The sequence below is a fragment of the Microbacterium sp. NPDC057407 genome (assembly GCF_042803895.1).
GTDB lineage: Bacteria > Actinomycetota > Actinomycetes > Actinomycetales > Microbacteriaceae > Microbacterium.
This window is the reverse complement of the sequence record NZ_JBHVCA010000003.1, coordinates 156,234-174,787: the sequence shown is the minus strand read 5'-3', so window position 1 is coordinate 174,787 and position 18,554 is coordinate 156,234. Positions and strand designations below refer to the sequence as shown.

The 18,554-nt window shown below is 71.4% G+C and carries 13 protein-coding genes; 5 read left to right on the top strand and 8 right to left on the bottom strand.

Annotated features, from left to right (window positions below; all coding sequences use genetic code 11):
• Nucleotides 1-140 precede the first annotated feature (140 nt).
• Complete coding sequence (locus ACFUTX_RS09535) at nucleotides 141-2,159, top strand: DEAD/DEAH box helicase (RefSeq protein ID WP_378863327.1); 2,019 nt, start codon at nucleotides 141-143, stop codon at nucleotides 2,157-2,159.
• 522 nt (nucleotides 2,160-2,681) lie between these two features.
• Here the strand turns inward: ACFUTX_RS09535 and ACFUTX_RS09530 are convergent.
• Nucleotides 2,682-3,338, bottom strand: a complete 657-nt coding sequence (locus tag ACFUTX_RS09530; RefSeq protein WP_378863324.1) for a TetR/AcrR family transcriptional regulator — start codon at nucleotides 3,336-3,338, stop codon at nucleotides 2,682-2,684.
• A gap of 71 nt (nucleotides 3,339-3,409) precedes the next feature.
• Here ACFUTX_RS09530 and ACFUTX_RS09525 point away from each other — a divergent pair, with 71 nt between their 5' ends.
• Nucleotides 3,410-4,324: an alpha/beta hydrolase gene (locus ACFUTX_RS09525; RefSeq protein ID WP_378863321.1), complete on the top strand. Its 915-nt coding sequence runs from the start codon at nucleotides 3,410-3,412 to the stop codon at nucleotides 4,322-4,324.
• Nucleotides 4,325-4,346: 22 nt separating this feature from the next.
• On the opposite strand, the gene ACFUTX_RS09520 is transcribed toward ACFUTX_RS09525, so the two are convergent.
• Nucleotides 4,347-6,500 (bottom strand): intein-containing Rv2578c family radical SAM protein, encoded by a 2,154-nt coding sequence (locus ACFUTX_RS09520; protein ID WP_378863318.1) that lies wholly within the window; start codon nucleotides 6,498-6,500, stop codon nucleotides 4,347-4,349.
• Nucleotides 6,501-6,619: 119 nt separating this feature from the next.
• Between ACFUTX_RS09520 and ACFUTX_RS09515 the strand changes: the two genes are divergently transcribed.
• A complete protein-coding gene (locus ACFUTX_RS09515; RefSeq protein WP_378863315.1) occupies nucleotides 6,620-7,780 on the top strand; it encodes a M15 family metallopeptidase in 1,161 nt (386 codons plus the stop codon).
• A gap of 205 nt (nucleotides 7,781-7,985) precedes the next feature.
• Entirely contained in the window at nucleotides 7,986-9,149 is a 1,164-nt protein-coding gene (locus tag ACFUTX_RS09510; RefSeq protein WP_378863312.1) for an acyl-CoA dehydrogenase family protein, read from the top strand.
• Nucleotides 9,150-9,232: 83 nt separating this feature from the next.
• Here ACFUTX_RS09510 and ACFUTX_RS09505 read toward each other — a convergent pair whose 3' ends face one another.
• The 4 genes from ACFUTX_RS09505 to ACFUTX_RS09490 all read right to left on the bottom strand — a co-directional run bounded on the left by ACFUTX_RS09505 (nucleotide 9,233) and on the right by ACFUTX_RS09490 (nucleotide 13,422).
• Nucleotides 9,233-9,616, bottom strand: a complete 384-nt coding sequence (locus tag ACFUTX_RS09505; RefSeq protein ID WP_378863309.1) for an MmcQ/YjbR family DNA-binding protein — start codon at nucleotides 9,614-9,616, stop codon at nucleotides 9,233-9,235.
• 163 nt (nucleotides 9,617-9,779) lie between these two features.
• Nucleotides 9,780-10,622 carry an energy-coupling factor transporter transmembrane component T gene (locus tag ACFUTX_RS09500; protein WP_378863306.1) on the bottom strand — a complete coding sequence of 281 codons (843 nt, stop codon included), beginning with the start codon at nucleotides 10,620-10,622 and terminating at the stop codon, nucleotides 9,780-9,782.
• Nucleotides 10,619-12,451 carry an ABC transporter ATP-binding protein gene (locus tag ACFUTX_RS09495; protein WP_378863303.1) on the bottom strand — a complete coding sequence of 611 codons (1,833 nt, stop codon included), beginning with the start codon at nucleotides 12,449-12,451 and terminating at the stop codon, nucleotides 10,619-10,621. The genes ACFUTX_RS09500 and ACFUTX_RS09495 overlap by 4 nt, the downstream gene beginning before the upstream one ends.
• A gap of 416 nt (nucleotides 12,452-12,867) precedes the next feature.
• Nucleotides 12,868-13,422, bottom strand: a complete 555-nt coding sequence (locus tag ACFUTX_RS09490; protein ID WP_378863300.1) for an ECF transporter S component — start codon at nucleotides 13,420-13,422, stop codon at nucleotides 12,868-12,870.
• 240 nt (nucleotides 13,423-13,662) lie between these two features.
• Here ACFUTX_RS09490 and ACFUTX_RS09485 point away from each other — a divergent pair, with 240 nt between their 5' ends.
• Nucleotides 13,663-17,139 carry a S8 family serine peptidase gene (locus ACFUTX_RS09485; protein ID WP_378863297.1) on the top strand — a complete coding sequence of 1,159 codons (3,477 nt, stop codon included), beginning with the start codon at nucleotides 13,663-13,665 and terminating at the stop codon, nucleotides 17,137-17,139.
• Nucleotides 17,140-17,226: 87 nt separating this feature from the next.
• Here the strand turns inward: ACFUTX_RS09485 and ACFUTX_RS09480 are convergent, their stop codons facing one another.
• Complete coding sequence (locus ACFUTX_RS09480; protein ID WP_378863294.1) at nucleotides 17,227-18,216, bottom strand: pirin family protein; 990 nt, start codon at nucleotides 18,214-18,216, stop codon at nucleotides 17,227-17,229.
• A gap of 7 nt (nucleotides 18,217-18,223) precedes the next feature.
• The gene (locus ACFUTX_RS09475; RefSeq protein ID WP_378863291.1) at nucleotides 18,224-18,544 is read right to left on the bottom strand and encodes a GNAT family N-acetyltransferase; all 321 of its coding nucleotides are present in this window, start codon (nucleotides 18,542-18,544) and stop codon (nucleotides 18,224-18,226) included.
• Nucleotides 18,545-18,554 lie beyond the last annotated feature (10 nt).

Here is an 18,554-nt window from a genome sequence, read left to right as displayed (position 1 = left end):
CCTTGACGACCATCACGTGAATGGCCCCCGGCCGACGAGAGTCCGGGTCTCTCCCGCCGCATGCCGCGGCATCGTACGTGCGTGCTCGCGCGTCCTGTGGAGTGCTGTTCTCCAGCGAGACAACCCAGAAGGACCTCCTCATGCCCAAGAACAAGAAGCCGGCCGGCGGCCGGCCGGCGAAGAACTTCGACCCCCGATACGCCGCCAAGTCCGGATACCAGGACCGCAAGCGACGCCCGGGGGAGTCGTCGTCCGGCAAGCCCGGAAGCAAGAGCCCCAGCCATCGCGGCTACCGGGCCGAGACGACGGATGCCGCGCCCAAGCGCCGGTGGACCGAGCAGGAGCGTGCCGGCCGCGACCAGGCGCGAGGCATCCGCACCCACTCGCGCGGCGCGCGCGACGACCGCGCCGCCGACGACCGCCCGGCTCGCTCGTTCGAGGACCGTCCGGCTCGCTCGGGTCGCTTCGACGACCGTCCGGCCCGTCCGGCCCGCTCCGCGGGTTCGTACGGCGACCGTCCGGCTCGGGCGCCCCGCTCGTACGACGATCGTCCGGCCCGCTCGGGTCGGTCGTACGATGATCGTCCGGCCCGCTCGTACGATGATCGTCCGGCCCGCTCGGGTCGCTTCGACGACCGTCCGGCCCGCTCGACGGACCGCCCGTCGCGTTCGTCCGAACGTCCGGCCCGGTCTTTCGACCGCCAGGGCCGTGACGACTCGCCTCGCGCCTCCCGTCTCGACCGCGTGAATCGCGACGACCGTCGGTCGTTCGGCGACGCCCGCCCGTCCTACCGCCGCGACGACCGCCCCGCGCCCCGCCGCGACGACCGCTCCGCGCCCCGCCGCGACGACCGTTCCGGCCGCCCGGCGCAGCGCGACGAGCGCGGGCCCGCCCGCACCGCCGCGCACGAAGCGCACGTCGACGTGGTTCACGAGCGCCTCCAGGCCGAGGCTGTGCGGGCCGGCGAGGTCGCCGACGTGACGTTCGGCGACCTCGGGCTGGGTGACAACATCGTCCGCACGCTCGCCGAGCTCGGGGCATCCGCACCCTTCCCCATCCAGGCCGCGACGATCGCGCCGATCCTCGCCGGAAAGGACGTGCTCGCGCGCGGCCGCACCGGGTCCGGCAAGACGATCGCGTTCGGCGCCCCCCTCGTCGAGAGCGTGCTGCGCTCGCAGGCCGGGCAGCGTCGCGAGTTCGGCCGGTCGCCGAAGGCGCTGATCCTCGCGCCGACGCGTGAACTCGCCTTGCAGATCGACCGCACGATCCAGCCGATCGCCCGCAGTGTCGGTCTCTTCACGACGCAGATCTACGGCGGCGTGCCCCAGGGGCGTCAGGTGGGCGCCCTGAAGAAGGGCGTCGACATCATCATCGGCACCCCCGGTCGCATCGAGGACCTGGTCGAACAGGGCAAGCTCGACCTCTCCGGCATCCGCGTCGCCGTCCTCGACGAAGCCGACCACATGTGCGAGCTGGGGTTCCTCGAGCCGGTGCAGCGGATCCTGCGTCTCACCGCCGACGGCAGCCAGAAGCTGCTGTTCTCGGCGACCCTCGACCGCGAGGTTGCGGCGCTCGTCGACGAGTTCCTCGTCGAGCCCGCCGTGTACGAGGTCGCCGGCGAGGACCAGGAGTCGGGCACGATCGATCACCGGGTTCTCGTCATCGACCACCGCGACAAGGCCGAGATCCTCACGTCGCTCGTCGACCGCGACGCCAAGACGCTCGTGTTCGCCCGCACTCGCGCGTACGCCGAGATGCTGGCCGAGCAGTTCGACGACGCCGGCATCCGCGCACTCGCTCTTCACGGCGACCTGAACCAGGCCAAGCGCACGCGCAACCTGGAGCGCCTGACGTCGGGTCGCGTGCAGGTGCTCGTGGCGACGGATGTCGCGGCACGCGGCATCCATGTCGACGACATCGATCTCGTGGTGCAGGCCGACGCGCCCGACGAGTACAAGACGTACCTGCACCGCTCGGGTCGCACCGGCCGCGCGGGTCGCTCCGGGACAGTGGTGACGCTGATCACGCGTCAGCGCCGGCGCCGCATGACCGAGCTGCTCGACCGGGCCGAGATCGACGCGCCGTTCGAGGATGCACGTCCCGGCGACGACATCCTCGAGGAGCTCTCGGGTCGCCAGCTGTCGAACGTCGACGCCTGACCCCACGCGCCCCGCGCGCGGGCGTGGCGCCCTCTCTGCCGGCGTTCCGGCGGGCTTGGGGTGTGGTTCCGTCACGGGCCCCGTTCTGTTCCCGGGTTTGGGGCGTGGTTTCGCCGCGGCGCGCCGGCGTGGGCGGCGTGTTGCGAGGGGTTCGCGCCCCGAACGCGGCGGGAGGCCGGATGCCTCGGGTTTGGGGCGCGGCTTCGCCGCGGCGCGCCGGCGTGGGCGGCGTGTTGCGGGGGGTTCGCGCCCCGAACGGTCGGGGTGGGCCGGATGCCTCGGGTTTGGGGCGCGGCTTCGCCGCGGCGCGCCGGCGTGGGCGGCGTGTTGCGGGGGGTTCGCGCCCCGAACGACAGAGCGCGCCCCGAACGGTCGGGGCGGGCCGGATGCCCCGGGTTTGGGGCGTGGTTTCGCCGCGACGCGCCGGGGTGGGCGGCGTGTTGCGAGGGGTTCGCGCCCCGAACGCGGCGGGAGGCCGGATGCCTCGGGTTTGGGGCGCGGCTTCGCCGCGGCGCGCCGGGGTCAGCCGCGACCGATCTGCGCGACGAGCTCGGGATCGGCGCCGAGTCCGGTCAGCCTCGCCCGCGCGGCGATGGCGGCGCGATCGTAGGGCTGATCGCTCCCGTGCAGCAGGCTTCGCGTGTTCGCCGCTTCGAGGAACGACACGATCTCGAACGTGAGCTGGCGGGCGTCGTCGAGCCCGGGCAGCTCGCCCTGTTCCACCGCGCGCTCGATGGAGATGGTGAGGTAGTCCTCCCACTCCGACGACGCGGCCATGATCGCGTCGCGAACCGGCCCGGGTCTGGCGTCGAACTCGGCCGACGTCGCGGCGAAAAAGCAGCCGCCTCGAAAAACGCGCTCCCGCGAGTAGTCGAGCCACGACGGGATGAGCGCGCAGAGCCGGGCGAGGCCGCGCCCCGACCGGGCGCGCGCCGGCTCCACGACGCGCTCGATGAAGACCTCTCGCGCGGCGGCCACCGTCGCGAGCTGCAGCTGCTCCTTCGAGCCGAACAGCGTCGCGACGCCGCTCTTGCTGTGGCCTGCGGCATCCGCCAGTCGTCCGATCGTGAGGCCCTCGAGACCATCGACCGAAGCGGCGTCGATCGCGTGCGCCAGAATCGCGCGTCGCGACGCGTCGCCGCGCTCACGGCGGCCGTCCCGGACGGATGCTTGCGCCATGCGACGAGGTTACCGTACGATCGTTCGTATAAGTACGTACGACCGTACGCATAGTCGCGCGAGGAGCTGCCATGAACGCCGTCCGATCCACTGCGGGTGCGACCATCCGCGTCGCCGGGGTTCTCTCGCCCCGGCTGGGTGCGGCGGTGGCGCTCCCGCTTTTCGGCCATGTCGCGCGCCCGCGGGCGGTGCATGCCGATGACCGCTCGACGATGGATCGTGCGCGCAGGTCGTCGATCCGCATCCCGGGGCTCGACCGGCGCGGTGTCGACGTGACGGTGTACGAGTGGGGCGCTGGTCCTGACGCCGTCGTGCTCGCTCACGGCTGGACCGGTCGGGCGAGCCAGTTCGCGACCCTCGTGCGCGAGCTTGTCGCGGAGGGATTCCGGGTCGTCGCGTTCGATGCACCCGCCCACGGCGACACCGCGGGCCGGGGTACGTACCTCGTCGATTGGACCGACATCCTCGCGCAGCTGGCTCATCGGTACGGGCGGCTCCGCGCCGTCGTCGGCCACTCGTTCGGCGGACTCGCAGCGCTCGTCGCCACGGCGCACGGGCTCGACGTCGACCGCGCCGTCACCATCGCGGCACCCGGTGACCCTGACCTGCTGCTCGCGCAGTTCCAGGCGATGCTCGGGTTCGATGACCGCACGGCGGCCGCGCTTCGTGCCCGGTTCGCGCGCCGGTACTTCCCCGGCGAGACCGACCCGTTCGCGCGGCTGTCGCCCTTGCAGCAGAGCCTCACGGCGGCGGTGCCCCTTCTCGCGGTCCACGACGAGACCGACCCGGTCGTGCCCTTCGGCGAGCTCGCCCGGATCGCCGCCGTGCATCCGGACGCGCGCGTCGTCGTGACCCGTGGGTTCGGGCACAACCGCCTGCTCACTGCGGATCCCGTGCTCGATGCGGTGGTCGCCTTCGTCAGCGAGGACCGGCCCGACCGGGCCGTGACCCGCGACGAGCGCGGCACCGTGCGCCGTCGCGGCTGATCGGGACGGCGCACGACGCCGGTCAGAAAAGACGGGCGGGTTCCGCTGCCGACGACGGGGTCACCCCCGCGTTCGCCGGCGCCGCCCGGGCGGCCCGGCCCCGCGAGGTGATCACGATTCCGGCGGCGCGCGCATCGGCCCGTGACGCGAGCCCCGGCACCGGTCCGCCCCGCGGATTCTCCTCTTCGGCCCGGCCGTCGAGCCGATGCGCGCGCAGCAGGGGCCGCACGCGCTGGGCGAGCCACGCGCGATACGCCTTGGGCGCGGTGACGGATGCTCCGGGGTAGAGACCCAGGTACGACGACACGAGTTCGGGATGCTCCCGCTCGAGCCACTGCATGAACCACTGCTTCGCGCCCGGGCGAAGGTGCAGGGCACCGTAGATCACCCGGACCGCGCCAGCCGCCTTGATGCGCGCGAGCGCATCGTCGATCGCCGCGATGGAGTCGGTCAGGTGGGGGACGATCGGCATCAGGAAGACGGTGACGCGGAACCCCGCCTCGGTGGCGGCGCGTACCGTCTCGAGGCGCGCGGTCGCGGTCGGCGTGCCGGGTTCGATGAGGTTCTGAAGCGCATCGTCGAACACGGCGATCGACATGGCCAGGGTGATGTCTACCTGACCCGCCGCCTCGGTCAACAGCGGCAGGTCGCGCCGCAGCAGTGTGCCTTTCGTCAGGATCGAGAACGGCGTCCCCGACGTCGTCAGCGCGCCGATGATGCCCGGCATCAGCCGGTACCGGCCCTCAGCCCGCTGGTACGGATCGGTGTTGGTGCCGAGCATGACCGGCTGCTGGGTCCAGGAACCGCGCCGCAGCTCCTTCTCGAGCACTTCGGCCACATTGATCTTCACGACCACCTGGGAGTCGAAGTCCCGACCCGCGTCGAGCTCGAGGTATTCGTGCGTGCCGCGGGCGAAGCAATTGTGGCTGATGACCCCGTTCGCCACGAAGTCGCCGGTGGTGGTGGTGATGTCGATCATGTCGATCGACTCTTCTAGATCGTCGATGCCCACGACCCGCAGCGGAGCCACGCCCTTCACGGCGGTTCCGAGCAGGTCCAGCTTGCGAGTGATCGCAGGCTGAGTCAGATCGAAGAACCGTCGACGAGCCGGCAGACCGCCGAGAAGGCGAATCGAGACGACGCCGTTCTCGCGCGGAGACTCGGTCGCGAACTCGAACCGGTGAGCTCGCAGACAGCCGCTGATCGCAGCCAGCATGTTCGAGTCTTTATTGGAGATTCGAAGGATGCCTCTGCTGCAGCTTCCTTCCGCATCGAAGACTCCCGAGAGGAACCCTCGAGACCACTCGAGGGTCGGCTCAGATGGCCACTCGATCAGGGAGGTGATCAGTTCGTGATCCGTCCGTTTCGACGAAGCAATGGCGGTCATCGCACGCCGCGACGCCGAGGCGGGCGAGAACGCGCTGCGTCGAAGCGTCACCCCCGCGGCCACCAGATACGCGTGGGCTCGATCGAGAGCCTCATCGTCGGCGAGTGCGAGGCGGAATCGGTGAGCGGTGTAGGTCCCGCCCGTGCTTCGCGGATAGTCGCGCCGCAGCATCATCCCGTCGCCGCGCACCATGCCGCACAGGTATCCGACGCGGAAGTCGTCGGTCTCGACCGATGAGAGCCCCGCCCCGCCCGTGCCGAACCCGATCAATCGGTTGTTCGTGGTGAGGTACGGCCGTTGCCCTTTCTCGGAAGGCTGGACGAACTTCCACCCGCGTTCGGTGAGGAAGCGGTGGTCTCCGCTCGCGATGACCTCAGTGCCGTCGCTCAGTCGGATTCGATACGCACGTTTGCGGGTCGGCCACACGGCACCCACCGTCGCCGACGTGTAGCGGCGATACGAACCGTCTCGCCGCGTGCCGACCACGACGTCTCCGACCCTGACTTCCTTCAGCGGCTTGGTGCGCCCGTCCGCCATGAGGATGGCCGTGTCGGGATGCAGGCAGTACACGCACGCATGACTGCATCCGCGGTAGGGGTTCACGGTCCAGTCGAAGGGCATCGCCGACGCTCCGGGCACGTGATTCAGGGCCGTCTTGCACAGCACCTCGTGGAACGTCACCCCGGCGAACTCGGGCGTGGTCACGGATTGGACGAGGCCGTTGAGGTGCTCGAGACCCGGGAGGGCCGAGGCATCCGCCACCCCGAGCTCTTGACCTTGCCAACGCATGACTCCATGCGAACACATGTTCGAGAGTGTGTCAAGGCGGCGCGCGCCCGCATCGAACACGGCAGGCCGCGACGGGTCGGTGCCAGCGCCGCCTCGGCCGACGGGGCACAATGGCAGGCGTGACGGTCCCCGGTCCGCCCCGCCCCCCGGAGTCTCGCCGCGCTGCACGCGTGCTGCGCGAAGAGGCTGCTCGGCGTGCTCGCGCGGGAGCAGACAGGCGCGCCCGGGTCGGGACGGAGTCGCACGATCGCACGCTCGCCGGCGATCCGAGCCGGTCGGGGGCGCATCGCACCCGCCCCGCCCAGGCGCACGGCGCCCGGTCCTCGTCGGCGAGCGCGGGCTCGGCACCGGCCCGTCACGTCCGCCCCACTCGGCGAGGGCGAGCAGCCGTCACCGTTTTCGTCGCGGCGGGGCTGCTCTTCGCCGGCATCCCGGCGCTCACCTCGCTGACCGCGGGATCGGCCTCCGGACCCGAGGCGGGCTCCGCGAAGCTGTTCGCGGTTCCCCCTCACATCGACGCCCTGCCGGTGCCGACCTTCGAGCAGGCGACCACCTCGACCGACATCTGCGGCGAGTCCTCCGTGCGGGCCGCGCTCGAGGCCGGAGACGACTCCGCGGCGATCGCGGCGGCGGGCGGCGGGGAGGCGTTCCGCGCCGCCGTGGCGACCGGCGCAGCATCCTGCGTCGACCTGGCCGACCCCTCGCGCATCTGGGTCGTCGTGAACAAGCGGCGCCCGTACGCCCCGGTCGACTACCGCCCTGCAGCGCTCATGCTGCCCGACGGGGTGCGCAGCGTCGAGGGAGGGTCGCTTCGATCGGATGCCGCCGCCGCCCTGACCTCGATGGTGACGGCCGCGCGGGATGCGGGCGTCGGCGAGATCGCCCTCGAGAGCGGCTTCCGGTCCTACGAGACGCAGCAGGGGTCGTACGGTCGGCAGGTCGCGGCCCGCGGCGTCGAGGGGGCCGACCAGGTCAGCGCCCGTCCCGGCTTCAGCGAGCACCAGTCCGGCCTCGCCGGCGACGTGGTCGCGTGCGCCGGCGCGTGCGGCACGCTCGACGACCTCGCCGCCACGGCGCAGGGCGCGTGGGTGGCGGGCCACTCGTGGGAGTACGGGTGGATCGTGCGGTACGTCGACGGCGGCACCGACGTGACCGGCTACCTCGGCGAACCCTGGCACCTTCGCTACATCGGGCCCGACCTCGCCCGCGCCTACCACGAGGGCGGCTGGACCTCGCTCGAGGAGTTCTTCGGCCTCCCGGCCGCCCCCGATTACGGCTGAGCCGACGCCTGACGCCGGGTGGAGGCATCCCACAAAGTCCGACACTCGGTTCCAGGATTCTTCGGATCCGATCTCACATCGGCGCGGTCGGCGCCGCCGGCCGTCCTAGGATTCGAGGGAGACCTGAGGATTCAGCTCGGGCACGCCCGGCCGGGTCGCATCCGACCGCCGTGGCGCATCGCTCGAAGACGAGAAGGAGGCGCGCATGGAGCGCGACATCTACGACGAGGACCACGAGGCGTTCCGCGACGTCGTCAAGGAGTTCATCAAGCGCTACGCGACCGAAGAGAAGCGCAAGCAGTGGGACGCGGCGGGCGAGGTCGACCGCGCGACCATGCTCGCGGCGGGCGAGGCGGGCATCATCGGGCTCTCCGTGCCGGAGGAGTTCGGCGGGGCCGGGATGCTGCAGGACTACCGCTTCCGCGCGATCGTGCTCGAAGAGACCATCGGCGCCGGCCTCGGCTCGCTCGCGGGGGCCCTCGGCATCCAGGACGACCTGGCGGTGCCGTACATCGTGCACATGGGCACGCAGGAGCAGAAGGAGAAGTGGCTCCCGGGCATGGCCACGGGCGAGATCCTCGGTGCTCTGGCGATGACCGAGCCCGGAACCGGCAGCGACCTGCGCGGCATCAAGACGACCGCGAAGAAGGTCGACGGCGGCTACATCGTCAACGGCGCCAAGACGTTCATCTCGTCGGGCAAGACCGCCGACATGGTCGTCACGTTCGTCAAGACCGGCGAGGGCAACCGCCCGGACGCCTTCAGCCTGCTGATCCTCGAAGACGGCATGGCGGGCTTCGACCACAGCAAGAAGCTCGAGAAGATGGGCTTCCACGGGTGGGACACCGCCGAGCTGTCGTTCAGCGACGTCTTCGTGCCCGAGGCGAACCTCATCGGCGGCAAGGAGGGTCTCGGCTTCATCCAGCTGATGATGAACCTGCCGCTCGAGCGCCTGTCGATCGCCGTCGCCGCGGCGGCAGCCGGCGAGGCGGCGTTCGAGTGGACGCGCGACTACGTCCTCAGCCGCGAGGCCTTCGGCCAGCCGATCGCCGACTTCCAGAACACGCGCTTCAAGCTCGCCGACATGGCGACGACCGTCGACGTGCTGTGGGCCTACAACGACCGGGCGATGATGCTCTACAAGGACCAGAAGCTCACCCCCGAAGAGGCGGCGAAGGTCAAGTACTGGTCGACCGACCGCGAGTGGGAGCTGCTCGACATCGGCGTGCAGCTGCACGGCGGCTACGGCTACATCACCGAGTACCCCATCGCCCGCGCCTTCCTCGACGCCCGCGTGCACCGCATCTACGGCGGCACGAACGAGATCATGCGCGACCTGGTGGCGCGACAGATCGTCGGCAAGCGGTAGCGATCGCCGGAACGGATGCCGCGGCCCCGCCCTCTTCGCAGGCGCCGGGCCGCGGCATCCGTCGTCGTGCCGGGTCGGTGGGATCAGCCGGCGTCGAACTCGCGACGCAGGTAGCGCGGGGCCTGCGTGCGCCAGGCCTCGGTCACCAGCTCGACGAGGTGGTCGGGGTCGATCCCGGCCATGCGGAACGCGATCTTGGGCTCGCTCCACCGGGTCGTGGTGCGCAGGAACACGTCGGGCCGCATCTCGACCAGCGCCACCGCGTCGATCGGATCGGCGACCTTCGTGGCGACGACGAGTTCGTTCGCGATGACCTCGCGCATGTCTTCGGGGATGCTCGGCCAGGGGTGGCACTCCCACGCGTAGAGCTTGCCGCGCACGAACCACGCCGCGCCGCCGGTCGTCGCCCGTTCCTCGCTGCCGGGGAGGGATGCCGCGGCACGGCGCACGTCGTCGAGGGTGGGCACCCTCGGAGCCTAGGCCGAACCCCCGACATCGGCCGGCGCTCTCGGCAGTCATCAGGCACCGGTGTGCACAAAGTCGGACGTCCGTGGCGAGCCGCGGCGCGAGGCACCGCCTCGGCCGCTCCGCCGACCCGATCGCCGACGTTGTGCACGGCGCGGAGAAGCGTCAGCCCAGACCCCACGGGAAGAAGACCCACAGGATGACGCCAGAGGCCGCGAGGAACAGCCCGATGAAGACGACGTCGCGCGCCCGGAACGGCACCAGGTGGCGCTCGGTGCGGTCCGGGTACGCGCCGAACGCCCGCGCGTCCATCGCGAGGGCGACCCGCTCGGCGTGGCGGATGGCGCCGGCCATCAGCGGCACGATGTAGCCGAACCAGCGGGCGACGGCGGCGAACGGACCGCGTCCGCCGTGCGCTCCCCGCACGCGGTGCGCCTGGCGGATGACGTCGAGTTCGTGCGCGAAGCGCGGCACGAACCGGAAGGCCGCCAAGGCCGTGTACCCGATCCGGTACGGCAGGCGCAGCTGCTGAACCGTCGCGCGCACGAGGTCGGGTCCGGTCGTCGAGAGCCCCGCGATGAGGGTGAGCCCGATGATCGCGGCCAGGCGGAGACCCGTGGCCCAGCCCAGTTCGAGGGCGCCCGAGTACAGGGTCCACGACCCGACCTGGAGCACCGGCGCCGTCTGATCGACGCGGGCCGGGTCGGTCCAGACGGCGAAGCCGAGGCCGATGATCGCGGCCGCGGCGGGCAGGGCGACCAGCACGGCCGCCAGCCGCGGCGTGAATCTCACCCCGATCAGCAGGATCGCGTAGCTCAGCGCCAGGAACGCGAGCGGGGTCGCGGCATCCCGCACGAAGACGAGCAGCACGATCACCGGGAGCGGGGCGGCGAGCTTCGCCAGCGGGTTGAGCCCGTACAGGAAGCGGACGGGCGACGCCGCGACCCGGTCCGCGTACGGGTCCGCGACCCCGCCGAAGCCCTTTGCCACGGTGAGCGGCCCGGTCACGTCGCCGCCTCCGGCGCGTCCGGAAGGTCGCCGATACGCGCGATTCCGGCGAGGCTCGGATGCCGCTCCAGGCCGTGCAGAGCGCGACGCAGCGGCGGCAGGCGCAGCCCCGCTCGCTCGATCAGGTCGGCGTCGGCGAAGACGTCCGCGGTCGGCCCGTTCCCGATGACCCGGCCGTCGGCGAGCACCACCGTGCGGTGCGCGTGGTCCGTCACCAGCTGCATGTCGTGCGTCACCACGATGACGGTCGTGCCCTCGGCGTTCAGCTCGCCGAGCAGGCCGAGCAGCTCGTCGGCGCGGGCGCGGTCCTGACCGAACGTGGGCTCGTCGAGGACGAGGACCGGGGCGCCCGCGACGAGCGCGGTCCCGACCGAGAGCCGCCGCTTCTGACCGCCCGACAGCAGGAACGGGTGAGCGTCCGCGCGGTCGTCGAGCCCGAACCGGCGCAGGAGGGCCACGGTGCGATCGCGCACCTCGTCCGGCGGCAGGCGGCGCAGCCGCAGCCCGTGCGCGATCTCGTCGAACACCGTGTGCGCGATGAACTGGTGCTCCGGGTTCTGGAACACGAAGCCGACGCGGCTCGACAGCGATCGCGCGTCCGCCCGGCCGACGTCGATCCCGTCGATGCGCACCGATCCGCGCGGAGGAGGCACGACGCCCGCGATCGCCTGGATGAGGCTCGTCTTGCCCGCGCCGTTGGGGCCGACGATCGCCACGAACTCCCCACGGCCGATGTCGAGGTCGATCCCGTGCAGCACCTCGGTGCGCCCGCGGTGGAGGGTGAGTCCGCGCACGGTGACCACGGGGACGGATGCTTCCGCCCGGCGGGTGCGCTCGCGCCCGCCCGCCGAGAGGTCGGCGCCCGGGGTCGCCGGTGGCCGTCCGGTCGACTCGCCCGCCCCCGGCACGGCGCCCGGCATGGCGCCCGACGCCGGTGCCGCCTCGAGCGCGGCCCGCAGCTCGGCCGGAGTCAGCGGCAACGGGTCGAGCGGGTAACCCGCCCTCCGCAGCCGCAGCGCGGCGATCGCCGACACGGGCAGCCACACCCCCATGGCGTGCAGCTCGTCGGCCCGTCCGCGGAGCACCTCGTCGACGGTGCCGTCTGCGGCCAACCTTCCGCTCTGGTCGAGGACCACGACGCGATCGACGAGGTCGACCGCCGCATCGAGGTTGTGCTCGACCAGCAGCACGGCCCGGTCGCCGGCCGCGACCAGCTCGCCGAGCGCCGCATAGACCTCCTCGATTCCGCGCGGGTCGAGGTTCGCGGTCGGCTCGTCCAGCACGAGGAGCGGCGATCCCATGGCCAGCGCGCACGCGATCGCGAGCCGCTGCCGCCCGCCGCCGGACAGGCGATCGGGGTTCTCGTTCCGCCGGTTCCACAGTCCGACCCTGCGCAGCGCGGCTTCGGCCCGACCGAGCACCTCGGCCACCGGCATCCGCAGATTCTCGGGGCCGAAGGCCACTTCGTCGAGCAGCGTTCCGGTCACGAGCTGCGCGTCGGGGTCTTGGAACACCATCGCCACGCGGGTGCTGAGCTGCGCGACCGTCGTGTGCGAGGTGTCGATGCCGGCGACCTCGACCCGTCCGCGCACCTCGGCGGGCACCGCGTGCGGGATCAGCCCGTTGAGCGCGAGCGTCAGCGTCGACTTGCCCGACCCGCTCGGGCCGAGTAGCAGCACGACCTCGCCGGGCGACACATCGAACGAGACGGATGCCGGAGCCGCCGCCCCCTCGCCGGCATAGGTCACGCCGAGGTCGAGCACCCGGACGAGCGGGCTGCCGGTGTTCGCCGCGAGCGCGGCGGAAGGGTCGCGCTCGGGTGCGGTCACGGGGCTTCCTGGCGGAGAGGGGCTGATCGCCTCCCAACTTAGTAGACCCTTACCTGCCGGCGGACCCCGGCGGCGCGCCTGCACCGGCGCGCCTGTACCGGCGCGCCTGCACCGGCTCGCGGCGGCGGTGCCTCGGTCTGGTGGTCGGTGTCCCACTTTCGCGCGCTCGCGCGGACGGCGGGCGCGCAGAAGCGGGACATGGGCTCGGAAAAGTGGGACATGGGCGCGGGGCGGCGGTGCCCCGATGTGGTGGTCGGTGTCCCACTTTCTCGCGCTCGCGCGGACGGCAGGCGCGCAGAAGTGGGACATGGGCCCGGAAAAGCGGGACATGGGCTGGGAAAAGTGGACATGGGCGCGGGCCGGGCTCAGCGGGAAGAGTTCGCGCCCGCGGGAGGCCTTGGCCGCGGGGTCGGAGCTCAGCGCGCGGCGGTGCGGGGGCCGATGCCGGCTCGGCGCAATCCCGCGCCGATGGCGAGGCCCACGGCGGTCCAGGCGACCGGGCCCGCGACCGCGAGGGCCAGGTAGACGATCTGGGCCCACAGCGGAAGCGCGCCCAGATGCGCCGCGAAGAAGACCGCCGCGGCCACGATGAGACCGATGACGACGGCCGAGATGAAGAACCGCCACGGCGCCCAGGAGCGGTAGCGCACTGCTGCGGCGACGAGCTCCTGCACCCCGCCGAACAGGATCGCCGTGCCGATGAACTGCGCCGCGTAGATCGGCGCGATCGCGCTGGAGACGAGCGCGGCCAGCACGTGCGTCACGAGCGCGACCCACGGCATCCGGAGCACCTCCTGGGCGATGATCCCGGGCAGCACGTGCACCCCGAGGACGAACCCGTAGACGACCGGAAGGGCGGCCAGCAGCGGCACCGTGAGCCAGCCCGCGATCCCGCCGAGCACGCCCGTTCCGACGCCGATCGCGGCGCACGTGAGCAGAACGCTCGTCGAGAGTCGGGATCGGGTCGCCACGTGCCCAGCGTACTCACGCGAAAGACAACGATTCTCATCGAGTCGTTACTTTCTGAAAACCTGCTGAGAGTTAGGTTTGGATCCGTTGTGCGCCGACGGAGTCGCACGACAACACTCCTGCAACACCTTCGTAAGGGGCCACGAATGGGTAGATCCTCCAGGAGAGCAGTAGCGGTCGTCACACTCGCCGCACTGTTCACCGGCACAGCGTCAGCAAGCTTTGCTGCGGCACCGGAGGAGGTGAACAGACCCATCCCGATCGACCTGCCGGCCGGCCGCTACATCGTCGTGCTCGACGAAGCGCCCGTCGCCACGTACGACGGCGGCGAGCCCGGGCTCGCGCCGACGAAGCCCGATGAGGGCGCGAAGCTCGACGCGAACTCGACCGAATCGAAGAAGTACTCGCGCTTCCTGCAGGACCGGCAGACGGATGTCGCGGCCGACGCGGGCGTCACGCCCGACGGCAACCTCACCGTCACGCTCAACGCCTTCACGGCCAACCTCACCGCACGGCAGGCCGCCAAGCTGGCAGGCACGAAGGGCGTGCAGTCCGTCGTGCCCGACGAGATCCTTCACCCCGACGCCGTCCCCTCGACCGAGTTCCTCGGTCTCGAGGGCGAGACCGGCGTCTGGAACGCCGTGGGCGGAATCGAAGCCGCCGGAGCGGGCACCGTCGTGGGCGTGATCGACACCGGCATCGCGCCCGAGAACCCGTCGTTCGCCGGCGAGCCATTGGGCACGTCCGCGGGAGCCGAGCCGTACCTCGACGGCAACACGGTCACCTTCGCCAAGGCCGACGGCAACACGTTCCGCAGCGCCCGGGTCACCGGACAGCAGTGGAACAACGACGACTACTCGACGAAGCTCATCGGCGCGAAGTACTTCAGCGCCGGTGCAGCCGCGGCGGGCTACGACTTCAGCAGCGACCACCTGTCGCCGCGCGACGCCGACGGCCACGGCTCGCACACGGCCAGCACCGCCGCGGGCAACCACGGCATCGAGGCATCGGTCGAGGGCGTCGGATTCGGGCAGATCTCGGGTGTGGCGCCGGCGGCGAAGGTCGCCGCGTACAAGGCCTGCTACGTGGGTCCCGACGAGCTGCTCACCACCGACGACATCTGCGCCCTCAGTGACCTCATGTCGGCGATCAACGCCGCAGCGGCCGACGGCGTCGACGTGATCAACTACTCGATCGGCGGCGGGGCGGCGACGTCCACCTTCACGATCGAAGACGCGGCCTTCTTCAACGCGGCGGCGGCCGGCATCTTCGTCGCCGTCAGCGCGGGCAACGACGGTCCGGACGCCTCCACCGCCGATCACGCGTCGCCGTGGTACACGACGGTCGCGGCATCCACCATCCCGACTTATGAGGGCACCGTGCAGCTGCCCAACGGGTTCGAAGAGGCGGGCGCCTCGGTCAGCGTCCCGTTCGGCGAGTCGATCACCGCGCCCGTCGTCTACGCGGGTGACGTGGCGCTCGCCGGTGCCTCGACCGACGAGGCTGCCCTGTGCTACCTCGACCGGCTCGACCCGGCGAAGGTCGACGGCAAGATCGTGGTCTGCGACCGGGGCGGGAACGCGCGCGTCGAGAAGTCGCAGGCGGTCGGCGAGGCCGGCGGCGTCGGCATGATCCTCGTCAACGTCACGGCGGGCTCGCTCGACAACGACTTCCACTCGGTGCCGACGGTCCACCTCGACGCGCAGTACCGCGACGCGCTCCTCGACTACGTGCAGAACACGGCGGATGCCACGGCCACCCTGGTCGGCGAGAACACCACCGTCGAAGAGACGCCGACTCCGGTCGTGGCCGGGTTCTCGAGCCGCGGGCCCATGCTGGCCGACGGCAGCGACATCCTGAAGCCCGACATCTCGGCGCCGGGCGTCGCGATCCTCGCGGCCGAGCACAACGCCGAGGGTGCTGACCCGATCTTCGGCTTCAAGTCCGGCACGTCGATGTCGTCGCCGCACATCGCGGGACTCGCCGCGCTGTACCTCGGGGAGCGTCCGCTCGCGACGCCCGCCGAGATCAAGTCCGCGATGATGACGACCGCGTACGACACGGTGGACGGCGAAGGCCAGCCCGTGACCGATCCGTTCGCGCAGGGCGCCGGTCACGTCGACCCGACGCGCTTCTTCGAGGCCGGGCTCGTGTACGACAACGGTCCGCTCGAGTGGCTGCAGTACCTGCAGGGCAAGAACCTGTACGACGAGGGCGTGACGCCGATCGACGGCAGCGACCTGAACCTCGCCTCGATCGCCATCGGTGCACTGTCGGGTCCGCAGACGGTGACGCGCGAGGTGCGCGCGACCACCGCCGGCACCTACACGGCGTCGGTCTCGGTGCCCGGTCTCGACGCGGTGGTGGAGCCCGCCTCGATCACGCTCGCCGAGGGCGAGAAGGCCACGTTCACGGTGACGTTCACCAAGACGACGGCCGACGTGGAGCAGTGGACCACCGGTTTCCTGACCTGGACCGGACCCACCACGGTGCGCTCGCCGATCGCGGTGTACCCGGTGACGGCGGATGCGCCGGCGGATGTCGCGGGCAAGGGCATCTCGGGAAGCACCGAGGTGACGATCACCCCGGGCGTCTCGGGCGAGCTGCCGCTGAACCTCAGCGGTCTCGCCCCCGCGGTGCTGCAGACGGAGCCGCTGTTCCCGAACGGAGACCCCGTCCCGGGCCACACCGGCAACCAGAACACGGGTGACGAGGACGGCTATTCGTACTACCTCGTCGACGTGCCCGAAAGCTCGAAGATGGCACGCTTCGATCTCGCTTCGTCCGACGACGAGGGCTCCGACCTCGACCTGTTCGTGTACCGCGTGATCTCGGCAGACGACCTGCGGTACTACGAGACGTGGTCGTCGGCCACCGAGTCGGCAGACGAGTCCGTGGTCCTCGACGACCCGACGGCCGGCACCTACCTGGTCGAGACGAACGTGTACAGCTACACCGACCCGTTCGTGTGGAACCTCACCACCGCGGTCGTGGGCACGGGCGGCGAAGGCTCGCTCACCGCGACGCCCAACCCGCTGGCCGTGACCGAGGCCACGCCCACGGGCTACACGCTGTCGTGGACGGGGCTCGCACCCAAGAAGCGCTACTACGGCGTCGTGCAGTACGGCGACTCGGACGTGCGGACGATCCTCACCGTCAACTCCGGGGCTGCGGCGCCGGTGGCCACGACGGCGCCGAAGATCACCGGGACGGCGAAGGTGGGCAACACCCTCACCGCCAGCCCGGGCACGTGGAAGCCGTCGAAGGTGACGTTCGCCTATCAGTGGCTGCGTGACGGCTCTCCGATCAGCGGTGCGACGAAGTCGACCTACAAGGTGGCGAAGGCCGACCTGGGGACGAAGCTCACCGTGCGGGTCACCGCGACGCAGGCGGGGAACGTCAACACGGGCACGGCGACCAGTGCGCCGGTCCGCGTGAAGTACCCGTCGAACACGGTCGCGATCATGAACCGCTACGTCGGACCGACCAACTACACGTACAAGGTGGCGGTGACGGTGACCCCCTCGGGCGGTGCCCCCGCGACGGGAACCGTGACGGTGCTGGTGGACTCGAAGAAGTACACCGGCAAGCTCGTCAACGGCGCGGTGACCGTGACGCTGCCCAAGCAGGCCCGAGGTGTTCACCTCGTGTCGGTCAGCTATTCGGGATCGAGCACGGTGTGGTCGTCCTCGCAGCTGACGGTGTTCCTGGTCAGGTGATCTGAACGTCGAGGGCGTCCGGGCTGCGGCTCGGGCGCCCTCGTCGTCTCCGCGTGCGCGCCGCGAGGGCGGACGCGCGCGGGTGTGTCAGACGCGTCGGCGACGGCGCGTGAGCCGGACGGCGGGAAGGGGCGGGGCGGGGATGCGCTCCGGCCCGTGGTCGACGACGCGACCGAACCGCTCGGCGCCCGCCTCCCAGGCCTCGCGGGCCTCGACGATCTCGTCGTGGCTGCGGCCGACGAAGTTCCACCACATCACGATGTCGTCTTCGAAGGGCTCACCGCCGAGCAGGAACAGCGTCGCACCGCCGGCGCTCGAGATCTCGACGTGGTCGCGGCGGACGCCCAGGTACAGCAGGTGCTCCGTGCCGAGCGACACGGCCCCCGCCTCAGCCTCCGCATGCACGTCGGCATCGCCGTCGACCGTGACGAGAGCGTGCTCCCATGCGGGATCGAGCGGAAGCCGCACGCGCGAGCCGGCCGGTACGCGCACCTCGGCGCCGACGATGGGCGTGTAGGTGGTCGCGGGCGACGCCACGCCGCCGAGTTCGCCGAGCACCACCGTCGCGGCACCGTCGTCGCCCGACACCGCCGGCACGGGAATTTCGGGCAGGACCGCGTGCTGCTCGAACGCCGGACCGCCGTGGCGCCGGGACTCGGGCAGGGCGACCCAGAGCTGCAGCGCGTCGAGGGGCGCGGCATCCGCCCCCACCGAGTACTCCGAGTGGGAGATGCCCCGACCGCTCGTCATGAGGTTGAGCGCGCCGCGCCGGACGGTGACGTCGCTTCCGACCGAGTCGCGGTGGCGCACATCGCCGGCGAACGGCCACGTCACCGTCTGGAGGCCGATGTGCGGGTGCGGCTCGACCCGCATCGTCGTGACCTGCGGTCCGAACCGGTCGAGGAAGCACCAGGCGCCCACGAGAGGCAGGTCGCGCTGCGGCAGGGCGCGCCGTACGTTCATGGCGCGCACCCCGCCCAGCGGCACCTCGCGGGCATCGAGCAGCAGGGCCCGGGGCCCGTCACAGGGGGCGGATGCCTCCGTCACGACCTCGTCGTCGGTGTCGAGCCTCGTCATGTCAGCCTCATTCGGGACGCGCGTACGCCGGCCACTCGACCGTCAGTCCCGGCACGTCGTTGTCACGAAGATACTTCGCCACGACCGGGCAGTGGGGCACGACCGTCTCGCCGCGTCGTGCGGTGTCGGCCATCGCCTCGGCGACCAGCGTCTGTGCGAGCCCGCGCCCGCGGAACGCCGGGTCGACCTCGGTGTGGGGGAAGTTCAGCCGCCCGCGCGCGTCGATGCGGAAGACGGTGAACCCGGCAAGCGTGTCGCCGACGTGGATCTCGTAGCGGGTGTCGTCGTCGTTGCGAGTGACGGTGACCTGATCGGTGGAGGCGGGCATCGGCATCCTT